Annotated in this window: 15 protein-coding genes and 1 tRNA gene; 14 read left to right on the forward strand and 2 right to left on the reverse strand. The window is 59.1% G+C overall.

Going from position 1 to position 16332, the window contains the following annotated elements; all coding sequences use genetic code 11:
- The first annotated feature begins 1 nt into the window (after nucleotide 1).
- The 11 genes from ccmE (at nucleotide 2) to DyAD56_RS18370 (ending at nucleotide 8558) form a co-directional block, all read left to right on the forward strand.
- Nucleotides 2-469: a cytochrome c maturation protein CcmE gene (ccmE, locus tag DyAD56_RS18315; protein WP_199179034.1), complete on the forward strand. Its 468-nt coding sequence runs from the start codon at nucleotides 2-4 to the stop codon at nucleotides 467-469.
- Nucleotides 466-2439 carry a heme lyase CcmF/NrfE family subunit gene (locus DyAD56_RS18320; protein WP_102304277.1) on the forward strand — a complete coding sequence of 658 codons (1974 nt, stop codon included), beginning with the start codon at nucleotides 466-468 and terminating at the stop codon, nucleotides 2437-2439. Before ccmE ends, DyAD56_RS18320 begins: the two co-directional genes overlap by 4 nt.
- Nucleotides 2436-2978 (forward strand): DsbE family thiol:disulfide interchange protein, encoded by a 543-nt coding sequence (locus DyAD56_RS18325; protein ID WP_102304279.1) that lies wholly within the window; start codon nucleotides 2436-2438, stop codon nucleotides 2976-2978. Before DyAD56_RS18320 ends, DyAD56_RS18325 begins: the two co-directional genes overlap by 4 nt.
- On the forward strand, nucleotides 2975-3421 hold the full coding sequence (locus DyAD56_RS18330; RefSeq protein WP_102304281.1) for a cytochrome c-type biogenesis protein: 447 nt from the start codon (nucleotides 2975-2977) through the stop codon (nucleotides 3419-3421). The genes DyAD56_RS18325 and DyAD56_RS18330 overlap by 4 nt, the downstream gene beginning before the upstream one ends.
- Nucleotides 3418-4461: a tetratricopeptide repeat protein gene (locus tag DyAD56_RS18335; RefSeq protein WP_102304282.1), complete on the forward strand. Its 1044-nt coding sequence runs from the start codon at nucleotides 3418-3420 to the stop codon at nucleotides 4459-4461. The genes DyAD56_RS18330 and DyAD56_RS18335 overlap by 4 nt, the downstream gene beginning before the upstream one ends.
- A gap of 3 nt (nucleotides 4462-4464) precedes the next feature.
- Nucleotides 4465-5568 (forward strand): homoserine O-acetyltransferase, encoded by a 1104-nt coding sequence (locus DyAD56_RS18340; protein WP_102304284.1) that lies wholly within the window; start codon nucleotides 4465-4467, stop codon nucleotides 5566-5568.
- Between the two features lie 67 nt (nucleotides 5569-5635).
- Nucleotides 5636-6214, forward strand: coding sequence for a cysteine dioxygenase family protein (locus tag DyAD56_RS18345; protein WP_102304285.1), 579 nt, complete (start codon nucleotides 5636-5638; stop codon nucleotides 6212-6214).
- A 26-nt stretch (nucleotides 6215-6240) separates the two neighbouring features.
- Nucleotides 6241-6326, forward strand: a tRNA-Leu gene (locus DyAD56_RS18350).
- 187 nt (nucleotides 6327-6513) lie between these two features.
- Nucleotides 6514-7743: an integrase arm-type DNA-binding domain-containing protein gene (locus tag DyAD56_RS18355; protein ID WP_102304287.1), complete on the forward strand. Its 1230-nt coding sequence runs from the start codon at nucleotides 6514-6516 to the stop codon at nucleotides 7741-7743.
- Nucleotides 7744-7983: 240 nt separating this feature from the next.
- Nucleotides 7984-8322, forward strand: a complete 339-nt coding sequence (locus DyAD56_RS18365) for a type II toxin-antitoxin system HicB family antitoxin (protein ID WP_102304290.1) — start codon at nucleotides 7984-7986, stop codon at nucleotides 8320-8322.
- Nucleotides 8319-8558, forward strand: coding sequence for a HigA family addiction module antitoxin (locus tag DyAD56_RS18370; protein ID WP_102304292.1), 240 nt, complete (start codon nucleotides 8319-8321; stop codon nucleotides 8556-8558). The genes DyAD56_RS18365 and DyAD56_RS18370 overlap by 4 nt, the downstream gene beginning before the upstream one ends.
- A gap of 131 nt (nucleotides 8559-8689) precedes the next feature.
- Here DyAD56_RS18370 and DyAD56_RS18375 read toward each other — a convergent pair whose 3' ends face one another.
- Nucleotides 8690-9223 (reverse strand): hypothetical protein, encoded by a 534-nt coding sequence (locus DyAD56_RS18375; protein ID WP_102304293.1) that lies wholly within the window; start codon nucleotides 9221-9223, stop codon nucleotides 8690-8692.
- 473 nt (nucleotides 9224-9696) lie between these two features.
- Between DyAD56_RS18375 and DyAD56_RS18380 the strand changes: the two genes are divergently transcribed.
- The 3 genes from DyAD56_RS18380 (at nucleotide 9697) to DyAD56_RS18395 (ending at nucleotide 12543) form a co-directional block, all read left to right on the forward strand.
- Nucleotides 9697-9912: an AlpA family transcriptional regulator gene (locus DyAD56_RS18380; RefSeq protein WP_199179035.1), complete on the forward strand. Its 216-nt coding sequence runs from the start codon at nucleotides 9697-9699 to the stop codon at nucleotides 9910-9912.
- 298 nt (nucleotides 9913-10210) lie between these two features.
- A complete protein-coding gene (locus tag DyAD56_RS18390) occupies nucleotides 10211-10642 on the forward strand; it encodes a DNA primase (protein WP_102304296.1) in 432 nt (143 codons plus the stop codon).
- Nucleotides 10643-10890: 248 nt separating this feature from the next.
- Nucleotides 10891-12543, forward strand: coding sequence for a DUF927 domain-containing protein (locus tag DyAD56_RS18395; protein WP_158241383.1), 1653 nt, complete (start codon nucleotides 10891-10893; stop codon nucleotides 12541-12543).
- Between the two features lie 392 nt (nucleotides 12544-12935).
- Here DyAD56_RS18395 and DyAD56_RS18400 read toward each other — a convergent pair whose 3' ends face one another.
- Nucleotides 12936-16265, reverse strand: a complete 3330-nt coding sequence (locus DyAD56_RS18400; protein ID WP_102304299.1) for a metallophosphoesterase — start codon at nucleotides 16263-16265, stop codon at nucleotides 12936-12938.
- Nucleotides 16266-16332 lie beyond the last annotated feature (67 nt).

Consider the following 16332-nt stretch of genomic DNA (forward strand, 5'->3'; position numbering starts at 1 on the left):
CATGAACCCTACACGCAAGCGCCGACTCACTATTGTCCTCCTCGTCGTTGCGGCGGCGGTCGTCGCGGTGGCCCTGATCGTGTTCGCCCTGCAGCAGAACATGAATTATCTGTTCACCCCGAGCCAGGTGCAGACGGGTCAGGCGAACAGCTACAAGACCTTCCGCCTCGGCGGCATGGTCAAGGCCGGCTCCATTCAGCGCAGCAAGGATTCGCTCAAGGTCACCTTCACCGTGGTCGACGCCAGCGGTTCGATGCCCGTGGAATACAACGGCATCCTGCCGGATCTGTTTCGCGACAACCAATCCGTGATCGCCACCGGCCACATGGACAGCGCCCACTTCATGGCTACCGAAGTGCTGGCCAAGCATGACGAAACCTACATGCCCAAAGAGCTGAAGGACGCCATGGCCAAGGCTCACGAGGGCAAACAGGTGAACGAAGAAGCCGGACAGGACAAGCCGCAATGACGCCCGAACTCGGCCAACTTGCGCTGATCCTCGCGCTGCTGCTCGCCTTTGCGCAGGGCGTGCTGCCGCTTATCGGTGCATGGCGCGGCAGCCGCACGTTGATGGCCATCGCGCGTCCAGCGGCGGCGGGGCAAGCGGTGTTCGTCATGCTGGCCTTCGCGCTGCTGGTGTCAGCGTTCCTGTCGTTCGATTTCTCTGTGCAGTACGTCGCCGATAACTCAAACCTCGCGCTGCCCTGGTACTACCGCATCGCCGCCGTGTGGGGCGCGCATGAAGGTTCGTTGCTGTTGTGGATCTTCATCCTCAACCTGTGGACGCTCGCGCTTGCCGTGCTCAGCCGTAACCTGCCCGAAGTGTTCGTGGCGCGTGTGCTCGGCGTGCTCGGCCTGGTCGCAGTGGGCTTTCTTGCCTTCATCATCTTTACCTCCAATCCGTTCGCACGCCTGCTGCCGATGCCACCGGATGGCGGCGATCTGAATCCGGTGCTGCAAGACCCGGGCATGACGTTCCATCCGCCGGTGCTCTACATGGGCTACGTCGGTTTCTCGGTGGCGTTCGCCTTCTCCATCGCGGCGCTGCTCGGCGGCGAGCTGGAACAGGCATGGGTGCGCTGGGCGCGCCCGTGGACCAACGTGGCGTGGGCTTTCCTTTCCGCCGGCATTGTTGCTGGCAGTTGGTGGGCCTATGCGGAACTCGGCTGGGGCGGCTGGTGGTTCTGGGATCCGGTGGAGAACGCGAGCTTCATGCCGTGGCTGGTTGGTGCCGCATTGATCCACGCACAGGCAGTCACGGAGAAACGCGGCGGTCTGCGCGCGTGGACCATTCTGCTGTCCATCTTTGCGTTCTCGCTGTCGCTGCTCGGCACCTTCCTGGTGCGCTCGGGTGTGCTCACCTCGGTGCATGCCTTCGCTTCCGATCCACGCCGCGGCCTGTTCATCCTCTGCTTCCTCGCCGTCGTGGTCGGTGGCTCGCTGCTGCTCTACGCCATGCGCGCGCCGAAGGTGGCGGGCGGCAAGCCCTTCAGCGTGGTGTCGCGTGAAACCGCCATCCTGATCGGCAACCTGATGCTTACCGTAGCGGCGGCCATGGTGCTGCTGGGCACGCTGTTCCCATTGCTGGGTGACGCACTGAACCTCGGCAAGATCTCCGTGGGTCCGCCCTACTTCGGTTTCCTGTTCACACTGTTGATGATCCCGGTGGTCGTGCTGCTGCCGTTTGGCCCCTACCTGCGCTGGGGCAAGAGCGACGTGCCAGCGCTGAAAAAGGTGCTATGGCGTGCAGGCCTCGCCGCCATCGCCTGCGCCATCGCTGCTGCGTTCGCTACGGGCGGTGAAACCAAGGCCATCGCTGGCACGGCTGCAGCAGTCTGGTGCGGCTTCGGCACGCTGCTCTATGTGTTCAAGCGCTGGCGCGAGATGCCGCCGGGCCGCCGTTACCCCGCGGAAATGGCCGGCATGCTGCTCGCGCATTTCGGCGTGGGCGTATTCCTCGCCGGTGTATTGCTTACCAACGCACTCAGCGTGGAACGCGACGTACGCGTGGCCCCGGGCCAGACCGAAAGCATCGGCGGCTACCAATTCCGCTTCGACGGCGTGCAGCACACACAGGGCCCGAACTGGGAAGGTGACCAGGGCACCGTCACCGTCATGCGCAACGGCAGCGAAGTCGCGGTGATGCACCCGCAGAAGCGCACGTATTCGCGCGGCCAGGTGCAAACCGAATCCGCCATCAACCCCGGCCTGTTCCGCGACTTGTACGTGGCGCTGGGCGAGCCGATGGATTCCAAGCAGCCTGAAGGCGCCTGGGCGCTGCGCCTTTACGACAAGCCCTTCGTCCGTTGGATCTGGATCGGCGGCCTGTTCATGATGCTGGGCGGCTTTTTCGCTGCCGCCGACCGCCGCTTCCGCACCAAGCGCGTGCCCGACACGGAAACGGTTCCGGCTGCCGCCCTGCAGGAATCGCGCGCATGAGCCGCATGATTCCTTTTTTCGGCTTCCTGCTGCTGGTCGTGCTGTTCGGCTTCGGCATCTGGTGGAACACCCAGCACGATCAGCGCGAAGTGCCCTCTCCACTGATCAACAAACCCGCGCCGGCCTTCGTGCTGCCCAAGCTGGACGACCCCACGCAAACCGTGAGCCGCGACGCCTTGCTCGGCAAGCCCTACCTCATCAACGTGTTCGCCAGCTGGTGCATTGCCTGCGGTGAGGAACACCCGGTGCTGATGGCCCAGGGCAAATCCATCGGCGTGCCCGTCATCGGCTACAACTACAAAGACGATGCAGCGGACGCCAAGAACTGGCTGGCGCAACACGGCAACCCGTACGACATGGTTATCGTGGATCGCGAAGGCCGCACCGCCATCGACTTCGGCGTGTACGGCGCACCCGAGAGCTTCCTCGTCGACGGCAAGGGCATCATCCGGTACAAGCGCATCGGGCCGCTGACGCCGGAAGCGATTGAGAAAGAATTGAAGCCGGCCATCGCCGCCCTGGCGAAGGAAACACCATGAGGCGCGCACTCCTGCTGGTGTTGCTGTGTCTGTTTGCGTTCATCGCCTTTGCCCAGGCCATCGACCCACTGCCCTTCAAGGATCACGCGCAGGAAGTTCGCTTTCAGAACCTCACGCGCGAACTGCGTTGCTTGGTGTGTCAGAACGAAAACTTGGCCGACTCCAATGCCGACCTCGCCCGCGATCTGCGGCACGAAGTGTTCAACCTGATGCAACAAGGCAAGAGCGACGAGGAGATCAAGCAATACCTTGTCGACCGCTATTCCGATTTCGTGTTGTACGACCCGCCGGTGCAAGGCAGCACGCTGCTGCTGTGGTTCGGGCCGTTGGTGATCTTGCTGGCCGGTGCGGCCGTGGTGGTGGTTACGGTGCGCCGACGCACTCGCCCCGCCAGCGCCCCCACCACGGACGACAAACCGGCCGATGAAGGGGACGACTGGTGAGGCTGGCTTTCTATCTGATCGCCGCGGCGATGATCGTCGCGGCGCTGCTCCTTGTGCTGTTGCCGTTGGTGCATCATGGACGCCAGCAAGGCCGTCCGCGCGGCGTATTCGCGCTGGCCATGATTGTGGCGTTCTGCTTGCCTATCGCCGCCATCGGGCTTTATCTGGCCGTGGGTACGCCCGTGGCGCTCAACGGCGTGCCCAAGGCCGACGCCGGCATGAACATCGATCAAGCCGTCGATGAACTGAAGACGCACCTCGCGCAAAAGCCGGACGACCAGCAAGGCTGGATGCTTCTGGGTCAAACCTACAGCGTGATGCACAAGGCCGCCGACGCACGCGATGCCTACGACCACGTCTTGCGCCTTGATGCCGATAACAGCGTCGCCATGGTCGGCTGGGCCGAAGCCGATTCACTGCTGCGCGAAGACCACCGCATCGAAGGACGCGCGCAGGAGTTGCTCGAACGCGCAGTGAAGATTGATCCGCAAAGCCAGCGTGGCCTGTGGCTGCTCGGCATCAGCCAGTTCCAGCACGATCAGTACACCGAAGCGGCCGCAACGTGGCGCCAACTGCAGCCGCAGCTCGATCCCAGCTCTAACGTGGCCAAGGCCGTGCAAGAGCAGATCGCTGTGGCCGAATCTCGCGCCAACGGCGGCAAAACCACGCCAGAAACGCCGGCCGCCGAAACGACGCAACCGTCGCTGCAAGTGAAGGTGACGTTGTCGCCCTCGCTGAAGGACAAGCTCGTGCGGGGTGACACACTGTTCGTCTACGCCCGTGCCGACCAGGGCCCGCCGATGCCGCTGGCCGTGGCGAAAATGGACGCCGCCGCCCTGCCCGCCACCGTCACGCTCAACGATGGAATGGGCATGACGCCGCAACTCAAACTATCCTCCGCTTCGCGCGTGTTCGTCGGTGCCCGCATCAGCAAGAGCGGCCAAGCCATCGCCCAACCGGGCGACCTGGAAGGCGATGCCGGCGTGATCAACGTCAACACGCATACGCCCATCAGCATCAGTATCGACAAGGTTCACTAACTCATGGAAAACGACGCGCGCCGCTACTGCGCCCTACCCTCGCCCTTCGCTATGAAGCGCGGCGGTGAGCTGCACGAAGCCCGCGTGGCGTACGAAACCTGGGGCACCCTGAGCGAAGCACGCGACAACGCAGTGCTTCTTCTCACCGGCCTCTCGCCCAGCGCACACGCCGCGTCCAACGCGGACGATCCGTCGCCCGGTTGGTGGGAGGCGATGATCGGCCCAGGCAAAGCCATCGATACCTCGCGCTGGTTCGTCATCTGCGTGAACTCGCTGGGCAGCGACAAGGGCTCCACCTGCGCCGCGTCGACCAACCCGGCCACCGACGAACCCTACCGCCTCGATTTCCCCGAACTCTCGCTGGAAGATGTGGCCAACGCCGCGCATATCGCCGTGCGTAGCCTTGGTATCGACCAGTTGGCCTGCCTTATCGGCTGCTCCATGGGTGGCATGAGCGCGCTGGCCTACATGGTGTTGCACCCCGGCAGCGTACGCGCACACATCAGCGTGGACACCGCACCGCAGGCGCAGCCGTTCGCTATCGCCATCCGCTCCCTGCAACGCGAGGCCATCCGCCTCGACCCGCACTGGAACCATGGCCAGTACAGCGACGACAACTACCCCACCGACGGCATGAGCATCGCGCGCAAGCTCGGCGTGATCACCTACCGCTCCGCCATGGAATGGAACGGCCGCTTCGCACGCATCCGCCTCGACCCCGAGCAACGCGGTGACAACCCGTTCGGCCACGAATTCGAAGTGGAGTCGTACCTGGAAGGCCACGCCCAGCGCTTCGTGCATACCTTCGACCCCAACAGCTATCTCTACCTGTCGCGCGCCAGCGACTGGTTCGACATCAGCGAGTACGGCAGCGGCGGCGTGATGGAAGGCCTTAAGCGCATCCATATCGAAAAAGCCATGGTGATTGGCGTCAGCACCGACATTCTGTTCCCGTTGGAACAGCAGGAGCAGATCGCCGACGGCCTGCGCGCCGCAGGTGCCGCCGTCGACTTCGTGGCGCTGGATTCACCGCAAGGCCACGACGCCTTCCTGGTCGACATCCCCAACTACAGCCGTGCCATTGGCGGCTTTCTCGGCCAACTCTGAACGGCCGACTGCACCCTCCGGCCGGCGCTGCTAAGATGGCCCGGCAGCACGACCTACCGAGAACACCATGCTCACCCTGGATTTCCCTGGCTCGCGCCAGCTCATCGACGCCATCGACGCCGCCGTCGCGCAGGACACCACCCGCGCCGTCACGGACAGCCTGCGTAATAGCCTGTGCGCCCTCATCCGCGGCCAGGAAGTGAAACTTCCCGACTGCGTATTCGAGACCGCCGAAGGCCGCTACGCCCGCCGCGAGCTGTACCGCAGCGAAGAGCACGGCTACGCCGTGGTCGCCATGACCTGGGGCCCCGGCCAAGGCACCCCCATCCACGACCATTGCGGCATGTGGTGCGTGGAAGGCGTTTGGAGCGGCGCGCTGGAAGTAGTCCAGTACGAGCGCCTGGCCGACGAGAACGGCAACTATTGCTTCCAGCCCGTGGGCTCCATCCAGGCCGGCCCCGGCTCCGCCGGCAGCCTGATCCCGCCCCACGAGTACCACACCATCCGCAACCCCAGCGACGACGCCGTCGCCGTGAGCTTGCACATCTACTCGGGCGCCATGACCCACTGCGCCGTGTTCCAGCCGCTGGGCCACAACCAGTACCAGCGCTCCGATCGTCAATTGGGGCTCGACCCGGTCCACTGAACCCGGCATAATGAGCAGCTTGCAATGCCGGTGTGGCGGAATGGTAGACGCGGCGGACTCAAAATCCGCTTCTGGCGACAGAGTGTAGGTTCAAGTCCTATCACCGGTACCAGTAAGGGGTTTCAGGCACTACCACCGAGACCCAAGCAAGACCCAAAACCCGCATAAATGCGGGTTTTTTCATGCCTGGGGTATCCCACCCCGTACCATCGAGAACCACTTAATCCGATGGTATCTGTTGGTACTTCTGCTGGTATCTGTGTAGGATCGCATCGCATCTTCTTGCGAAGTACCAACACGTGCTGACAGACACCACCATCCGCAAGACAAAGCCCAAAGCCACCCCGCTCAAGCTGTCCGATGGTGGCGGGATGCACCTGCTGCTGAAGCCAGATGGCTCCCGCTATTGGCGCCTCAGTTATCGCTTTGCCGGCAAACAGAAAACGTTGGCTCTTGGCGTGTACCCGACCGTTACGCTCGCCGATGCACGGCAACGTCGAGAGGATGCCCGGCGACTCCTGGCGAACGGTGTCGACCCAGGTGCTGAACGAAAAGCTCGCAAAGCCCAATTGACCGTAACGATTGCCATCGAAGCGGATACGTTCGAGAAAGTCGCTCGCGACTGGATGGCCTGGCGTGACAAGCGCGGAGAAACCGCAGAGACCACTGCGAATAAGGACCGCTGGCGGCTTGAGTCGTACCTCTTTCCTCACATTGGCTTGCGGCCCATTTCCGAGATAACAGCAATCGAGCTGCGCGACGTTCTCAGGCTGGTGGAAGAAACAGGTAAAAGAGAGACCGCAAGTCGAACCAAGATTACTGCCGGCCAGGTGTTTCGCTGGGCCGTCCTTGAAGGGCGGACGCACACTGATCTCACGGCAAGCCTACGCGGACTGTTTACGACGCCAAAGCCAACTCATCGTGCCGCCATCACCGACCCCTTAAAAATTGGAGAACTACTCCGTTCGTTCGAGGAGTTCTCAGGTCAGTTCACAACGCAGTGTGCGCTCAAGCTGGCGCCCCTTGTATTCGTGCGCCCAGGAGAGCTGCGGAAAGCGGAGTGGTCCGAATTTGACCTGGAAAATGCAATTTGGCGCATCCCTGGCGAACGTATGAAGATGAAGGCGCCACACGTAGTGCCGCTCTCTACTCAAGCCATCGACGTCCTGCGCGAGCTGGTCCCTTTGACCGGAAATGGGCGGTTCGTTTTTCCTGGCGTCCGCACCACTAGCCGCCCAATGAGCGAGAACACAATCAATGTGGCCCTACGCCGCCTGGGCTACGGCAAAGAGGAAATGACTGGACATGGCTTTCGAAGCATGGCTGCCTCTCGACTAAACGAGATGGGCTGGAATGCTGATGCGATTGAGCGCCAGCTCGCACACGCCGAATCAAACAAGGTACGCGCCGCTTACACCCACGCCGCTCAATATTTGGAGGAGCGCACTCGCATGATGCAGGCATGGGCAGACTATCTCCAAAGCCTCAAAAGTGGCGCGCAAATCGTCCCGTTCAAGCGAACCGCATAAACCTCACCAACGCTCCAAGGAAGGAAGAGCACATGTTAGAACTTCACCCAAACAGTCGTCAGGGCCACGACCGACTCGTTCGCCTCCCCGAAGTGCTTCAACGCATCGGTATCTGTAAGACTCATTTCTATGGTCTCGTGCGTGCGCGATCGTTTCCACCGCCGGTGAAAATCGGCCGCACTTCAGCGTGGCCAGAAAGCGAGGTGTCTCAGTTTATCGAATCTCGGAAGGTCGCCCGACATGACAGCCAGTAAAGGCTTGATTCGATATCCGATCGTCATCGAACTTGGTGACCGCAACAATGCTCATGGAGTCTCGGTGCCCGACGTACCCGGCGCCTTCAGTGCGGGCGACACTATCGACGAAGCAATCACCAATGCCAAAACAGCTATTTCGATGATGCTTGACGACTACATCGAACGTGGGGATGCCCTGCCAGAACCGTCTAGCATCGAAGTCTTGCGCGAACGCGAGGAGTTTTTGAACTCGACGTGGGCCTTTGTCGACATTGACATTTACAAGGTCAATGCCAAAGCGCCCCCGTCCATCCCGGGGAAATCCTCCGCGATGAGTTCATGAAGCCACTGGCCCTTTCGTCGGGCCATCTCGCTCACGCTATCAACGTAACCCCGGCTCACATGAACGAGATTATCAATGAGAAACGTGGCATCACCGCACAGACTGCTCTCCGCCTCGCGACCTATTTCGGCACAGATGCCGAAAGTTGGATGAACCTACAACAGAACTATGACCTCGAATGCGCTCGACGCGCGCTAAGGGCCGAGCTGGGACACATTCATCCCCACACACTCTAACGGACGAGCAACACATCGCCTGTGATGACACGCACTGAAGGAGAATACCCTTCGTCACCTGAGCACGTCGGCGTTACCAGGCGCCACAGGACGATTCACACAAGCCGCATCCACGCTAAGCCGGCAATTCTCTAATGATCGACTGACTTGCGTTTGACTCGCGGCAAACGCGGCCACTCATATTCAGCAGCGGCGAGCGAATCCAAATTTCTTAGTAGCCGAGCAGCACGGTCCTGCGATGCCTTAATCATTCTTTCGCAGGCCGCGAGCGAGGAAGCGACCTCGTTCGGCTTCAGCTCTTTGTGTGCGCGCGTCAGGATTGCATATCCAGTGCGGAAACCGTTTATGCGCTGATAGACATATGCGACGTCTTTCGCCATGTCCGCCCCGAGAAGTCCGAGATTTTTTGCCTGAGCCTCATAGAGAATGTCTTTAGGCGGCTCAAACTCCTTAAACGGCAGAACCGTACCGGCTTCCGTCGCCTCTTTCATCAGGCCGAGCAGGCGCAACATTTCCTGTCCCCCTTCAACGTAGCTCGATAGCTCGCCCGATAGCGACGCTGCGGTTCCTTGTGCATCCCTGAAGCGCCGATAGTCTTCAGCGATCAGGCTACCGAGAAACGCGCCGGTTATTGTGGCGATTAACGCGATGATTGCAGCGACCATTCCCATCCCCTATGGCGTTGACGGAAGGAAGTCTATCGCGAGAGGGAAGAAATGATTTCATGGAAAAAGACGAATGCCACGAACGCGCCCGCAAGTTCAATCGAGCAACGGTGCGAGGCATCGCCTAAGCCGGCACATGCTGGGAATAAGTCCGACCATAAACTACACGAAAAATCTTTGACCTGATGCAGATCCAAGCGCCACATCTCTGCCGCGTTAAGGACGAACCGCAAGCCAATCGATGTGAGGCTCATTTAACCACCCAGTTGAGGAAATCCCCCGCGAGGAGTCGTCGCGTATACGCCGCTAGCCTACCCCGGTCATCTAGAGGACGACATGGAGTGCCAAGGCATTGCATGAGGCGGAAATTCCCCGCGAGGGAATCCAAATCAACGATGTCTACCCTGCCAGTCGTTCAACACAAAGGCCCCGCAGCACGAGCTGCGACGAACTGACCTGAGGTAGCAAAAGGCATGGCAACACTCACCACCAACATTCGCTTTATCCGACTGCCAGAAGTGATTCGCACTTCAGGCCTATCCCGCTCTCAAATATACCGTCTGTGTGCATCTGGCCACTTCCCCCAATCGGTGAAGCTTGGCGAGGCAACTGCCGCTTGGGTGGAGGCAGAGATACAGCAATGGTGTGCCGCTCAAGTTGCCGCCCGCAATGAACAGGAGGCGGCATGACTTTCCGCACAATCAATGAATCCACTCTTCCCCGTAACTGGCGCAAACGCCTTCCGCGACCGATGGATTACTACCCCAGCGAGTTGCGGGCTCTACGTCGCACATACCCGGGAGGGATAGAAGGACACTGCCCCTTTTGCGGAGACCGCCACCGAGCGTTGAAGGTAGATCTTCGCGGCGCTGAACGCCATTGGCGTTGCTTCGCATGCGACCAGCAGGGAGATATCGTCGACTTCCACCATCGGAAAGCGGGCTTGAGCTTCGAGTCTGCCGTGCTCTCCCTGATGGAGATGCGCTGATGGGTGTGTCCTTGCTGCTAAACCGGCTCGACAATGTCCGGCGCAGTCCTTCGGGATGGCGCGCCAACTGTCCCAATGACCACGCAAATGCGAAGAGCTCTCTGGCAATCTCCGAATCCAGTGACGGTCGTATCCTGCTGCATTGTTTTGCCTGCCAGGATACCCCCGGTATTCTCGGCCGGCTGGGTCTCACTCTCGCCGACCTTTATCCAGAGCAGTTGTCCCAAACGGCTGTAGTGAATCGAGAAGCCCGTGAGGCGTTCAGGCGCCACGCATGGACAGCCGCTCTTGGCGTCCTTAGCCGTGAGGCGAAAATCACTGCGCTGGCTGCTCGCGACCTGGCAGATGGCGGCATCCTCAGCAATGCGGACGCGGATCGTGTTGCCATAGCTGCTCGCCGAATCGACGCTGCTCGGGAGGTACTCGCATGATTGGAGTGAACCATTCGTTGCCCCCGTCCATCCGCAGTCTTGAAGATCGGGCGTCCCGTGAGCTGGCATGGCTCATGGACCAAGACCTAACTAGTTCTTCTGGGAAGCGCGGGGAACTCGGGGAGCCCTCCGCACCTCACGCCTTCAGCGCTTCCCAGCGCTTCCCCAAGGGCCGCGTAGCGGCGGGGAGGCACATCAGTGGCGGCCGCTACGAGCTTGTCACCAACGGAACAGATCGTGATCCAGGCGTGTACTGGATCGGCATTGACGATGAGGGAACGGAAAAGCAGCCCGAATGGATATGCGAGCCGCTACTAGTCCAGGCGAACACCCGCAACAGCGTGGGCTCAGACTGGGGGCGGCTTCTGGTCTTCTCTGACCGTGACGGTCGTGAGCACCGCTGGGCCATGCCGATGTCCATGCTGGCAAGCGACGGCACTGAGGTGCGTTCAGAACTATTGAGGCTCGGCTTGACTATCGACCCCGACACGCGCCGACGTCAGCACTTGAACCGATACATCCAAAAGATTGAGGTCACTGAGACCGCTTTGTGCGTTGCGCGCACTGGATGGCATGGTGATGCCTTCGTGCTGCCAGACAAAACATACAACGCGGGCAAGGCGTCCGTGATTTATCAAGCCACGTCATTAGAGGGTATCGCCCTAGCCAGTGGAGGCACTCTGGACGGCTGGCGGTCGTATGTCGCCAAACCCTGCGCCGGTAACAGTCGTCTCGTACTCGCAATCTCTGCAGGTTTTGCTGGTCCCTGTCTCGGGTTGCTGGGTATCGAGGGCGGCGGCCTGCACCTGCGAGGTGGTTCGAGTGTCGGCAAGACTACGGCGCTTCAAGTCGCCGCGTCACTCTTCGGGAGGCCAGAATTTGTTCGAACCTGGCGACAAACCGACAACGCCCTAGAAGGTGTGGCGCCATTGCACTCCGATTTGCTTCTGATCCTCGACGAGATAGGGCAGCTTGATCCCCGAAAAGCCGGCGAGGTCGCGTACATGCTTGGCAACGGACAAGGTAAAGGCCGTGCAAACCGTCGCGGAGATGCCAAGGCAGCAGCTCGGTGGCGGTTATTGTTTCTGTCTTCTGGCGAGGTCAGCCTCAGCGACTTGATTGCGCAAGCCGGGCGTACGGTTCGAGCCGGCCAAGAGGTACGGGTTATCGATCTACCTGCAGACGCAGGCAAGGGGCTTGGGTTACTCGACCTGACCCCGGAGGGAACTGCGCCAGGTGTGTTTGCGGATCAACTCAAGATGGCAGCGGCAACTCACTACGGTCATGCCCTACCAGCGTTTCTAGAGAAACTGGCAGTAGATCTTGCATCGGCGCGCGAACAACTCCTTTCTACGCGCGACCGCATCGCATGCCAGCTTATCGGTGACACCGTTGACCGCCAAGTACGTCGAGTCGCTCAACGATTTGCACTCATCGCAGCGGCTGCCACCCTTGCAACGCAATTCGGACTGACTGGATGGACCCTCCCAGAAGCCGAGAGCGCCACGCGGGTCTGTTTTGATGCATGGTTAGCTGCAAGGGGCACGAAGGGCAACGCGGAGCCAATCGCCATGCTGAGGCAAGTAAAAGCATTTCTCGATACCCACGGCGAATCGCGCTTCACGCCGTGGTACATCGACGAAAAGACGCCACGCACAATCAACAAGGCAGGGTTCCGCAGGGATGCAGACGAAGGTCCCGAATATTTCGTGGAAGTTGAAGCCTTTCGGCGCGAGGTAGCCAAGGGCTTCGATTACAAGGCAGTGGCATCTGCACTTGCTGAGCACGGTGCCCTGCGCCTAGGCGGCGATGGCCGACTGGAAAGGAAGGTGCTCTTACCGGATCGCCGAAACACTCGGGTGTACCAAATCAATTCGAAGCTCTGGGCATTGGATCTATAAGGCCGAGCGCCAAGGTTGGTGCCGTCACCCTACCCTCCCCACGACTCAATCGTTGGGGAGCGACCGGGGAACCGCAAATGGCGTCAGTCAGCGTTTCCCCGGTCTCCCCGCAATCCCCGATCCATAGCAACGAAGGCGCATCGGCAACGAACTGGCGGCGCACTCAATAGATGGGTCCTTCCTGCAGCCGTACCCTCTGCGGGGGCGCAGACACCGCCGTCCATCAGTTGTGGGGGGGCCGCCAATAAGCCGTTTTATGTTTACTACTTGCCGAGCCCGAATCAACAGAAGGTTGCGCACTCACCGTGAGCCGCGCCACCACGAATCAGCCTCAAGCAGCGAGCGCGGCAGAAATCAAGGACGAGGGCCGATCTCAATTGAGTACGAAAGGGTCAAGAACTCGGAAGAAGCTTCATCGTATGCCCAGAACGAACGATGAGGTAAGCGACTTCGCGCGTCGAACGAATGAAGCCAGACCTTAACTTGTCCCCTAGTAGCCCAATTACCTCGGCTGCATATTCGAGGTCTGCTCCACTCCGCCCACGCAACTGCCACTTGAACGAGCTATACCTAAAGAGTCGAAGCAAGTTCTCCGTATCTCCGACAAGGGAGAAGTGCTTCCACAATACTTTATGTGCCATACCGAACAATGGGTCCATAGATTCGTTGAGCAGGTATTGATAAGCCTCAATCACCCTTGAAAGATCTGCCATCTCCAACGGCTGATTCTTGCTCACAGTTCTTTGGCAAAGTCGGAGGACAACTCGCATAGCGTTGTGTTGATCGTCATGCTCTGCAGCGTTCGCAATGACTTGTTCAGCGAGCGAATGCCACTCAGCAGCATCATCACTTTCATTCATGCACGTCACCAATAGATTATTGGCCAGGACGTTACATTTCCGCCTCCTCGCGGCCTGGGCAAGCCGCAATAGCTTGGCCTTTCGGTCCGGGTCATTTACCGTCGTTTGCTCGAGAATTATCGCCTTAGAGTGCATTGCCTCGCGCGAATTCTTGTCCAGCTCGATGCACTGCTTCGCGTATAGTTTTGCATCGTCAATCTCTCCAAGAGATTCACTGGACATTGCCAGATTAAGCAGGTTCTTCCTCTTCATCGCTTTTGGAAGTCCGCTATCACCGAGCTCCTTCAACACGTTGCGAGCTTCGTCCCAATAGCCGCTCATCCTCAAGGCACGACCAAGCATAGATTTAATAAGATCCAGGCGACTGTCGTGACCAGAGACGTCCTTGTAAATGGCTAGCAACTCTCTCGCGGCAGTTATCAGGCCGCCAAAGTGGTCCCCATTCATGAGAGCTATACAAAACGACTGCGCAAGCGTTGCCGCACTAGATATACGAGTGTTTACACCTGCTGCAATTGCTTCGCTTGCCTCGCGCATGACCAACAATGTCGCATTGTCGATCTTCCAGTTTTCGCAGGAGCGCTCATCGAATCGCGCATCTCTCGGCGGCTTGATCGCGCCTGCGTTCCAATTTGCACCAAAGTACAGGGAGAGCGCTTGACGATTCAGTCGCTGAACCGTTTCAGGCGACAAATGGGCGATGAGAAACTCGCGTACTGGGCGTCGGACAATGAGTGCTTTAGCAGAGCCGGCTGATTCGGAACCCCCAATGCTCGTAATCTCGCCGGTATCAACCAGTGCAAGATCGATCAATCGACGAGCGTCTTGTGGATGAAAGGGATTGGCGCCGTCGAATCGCCTGACAGATTCTAGGTACTCCCCACGGGGGAACATCGAGAGCACTGCGAGCAATCGAAAAGCGCGGAGTGCTCCAGGGTCATCGCTCTGCTCGAGCTTTGCAATCGTCTCGGCCAATCCTGGAGGAGGCGGAAGATGCAGCGCAGCCTTGCCCGATACGTCGGGGTTCGCCAAGTGTAGCCCCTCAAGGCCGACCACCTGGACATCATCCAGTGCAGAATCGATGCGCGACGGCATACCGTCCGTATAGCTGCAGATCTTTCGGACGAAATTATCCGTAGCTAGGTCACGCCCACCTCGCGGGTGATTCTTGATGTAGATCATGGCATCCACATCATCGAGCGACGTCAACTCGACAACATTGATCTTCGTTTGAACTGGATTGCGTCTTGACCTGATCACCAACCTAACATTTGGGCAATACTCAAGTACGCCCTCCGCAATTTCCGAGATTGCGAGAAGATAAGAGTTGTCGGTCGCACGAGAATCATCCTCGAGCACCACGTCGTCGAAAACTAGAAAGCAGTCTGGCTCCTGCGAGATGCACTCGCATAGCTGCTGAAACGTCAGGCCAAAATCCCTTCTGACACCAGCCAGCATCTCTTCCCTACTTCCATAAGCGCCAAGATCCAATTGATAGACAGAACTGTTGCCTCCGGACGATTTGCCCACAAGTTCGGCCAGAAATTCGTCAGCCCCCAGCCCCCAGTCCGACGCAATCCAGACGAGCCTTCGCTTTTCCAGACTCTCCAGGCACGTCTCTTGTTCGATCTTTCGAACATACCTAGCCGCCTCTGAAGAAGGCAGCGTTCGGCGCAGCGTATCGAGAGCCTTCCGATCGCTATAAATCGAAATGTCTGTGCTTGTCTGGCTCGCTCTGGGCTCTTCGACGATGCCGCTGTAGTCAATGTCGAAGTACCTATAGTCGGTTAGATTGAACTGAAGGTTCGGAACTACCTTACGAACACCATCCGTGCCAAGCACATCGTGTCGCGGCCACTGTCGCAGCCTTCTCTTCTGATCAGAGAGAAATAGCTGCCCCACGCAATAACCATGAATGCGCTTTGCCCTCTGATTGCCTATCCACTCAAGACCGAATAGAGAGGCAGCTTGTATAAGTCGCCTTCCTTCATGCCCACCCTCTGAGACGCTGATGGACTGGGGCTCGTGCATATGGCCAAACAAATGGCAATCGAAGCGAGCGCCGCAATGAATTTCGGCTCGCCATGCTCTTTCGCTCTCCGGGTGAAGCCAAGACGTAGGGTGATGTGTCACCACAAAATTGGCCGCATGCCTGCGGCACCAACCATCCGGATCACCATCCACAACACCCATGAGCTGGCGAGGATCAATATGAAGACGCCCCTTGTAATCCTCGTCATTGACCTGAAGCCAGGCACTATTTAGTCCAACGATCCCCACAATATTTCCGCGGACGTTCAGCTCTACCGAGATATCGCCTGGAACAACACCTCGCTTGATATTTTCGGGGACTCGAACGCTCGAACTTGCCAGCGAATCGCAAAATGCCTGGTAATTTTTGAACGACTGTTCAACAAATTCGCGGTACGCAGGGATCTTTGGATCCCAAAATGCTTCTTGAACCTCAGGCCGCGACCACCATTCTTTCATTGCCAGGACCACAGGATCTGCACCTGGCCGTCGTAGAAGGTCGTGATTTCCTGGCACCGGAACCAAGACGGGGTTCGCCCCAAACTCGGCAAATACCCGCCATAATTCTTCGAGGATATCTCGCAGCTCTAGATATTCCTGTTCGGATGCCTTTTGCGCCAAGTCTCCCGAGAACACAACTACATCTGGCGGCCCCGCCTCGTGCAGAACCACCCTCAGATCGGCAAGGAATGCACTACGAATGGCAGGCCACAGCCAACCGGCCGACGATATGCCTACGTGCAAATCGCTCAGATGAATAAAATTGACCAGTGCACCCTGAGCGCTACTGACGCCTTCACCCGCGCCGGTTCCCGTGGTTTCATGAAACATATCCTTGCACGACCTCTCGATTACTTTTTATGAATGATCAATCTCAGAATTCCTGGCCAGCGAGTGC

Source organism: Dyella sp. AD56 (genome assembly GCF_002878475.1).
Taxonomy (GTDB): domain Bacteria; phylum Pseudomonadota; class Gammaproteobacteria; order Xanthomonadales; family Rhodanobacteraceae; genus Dyella.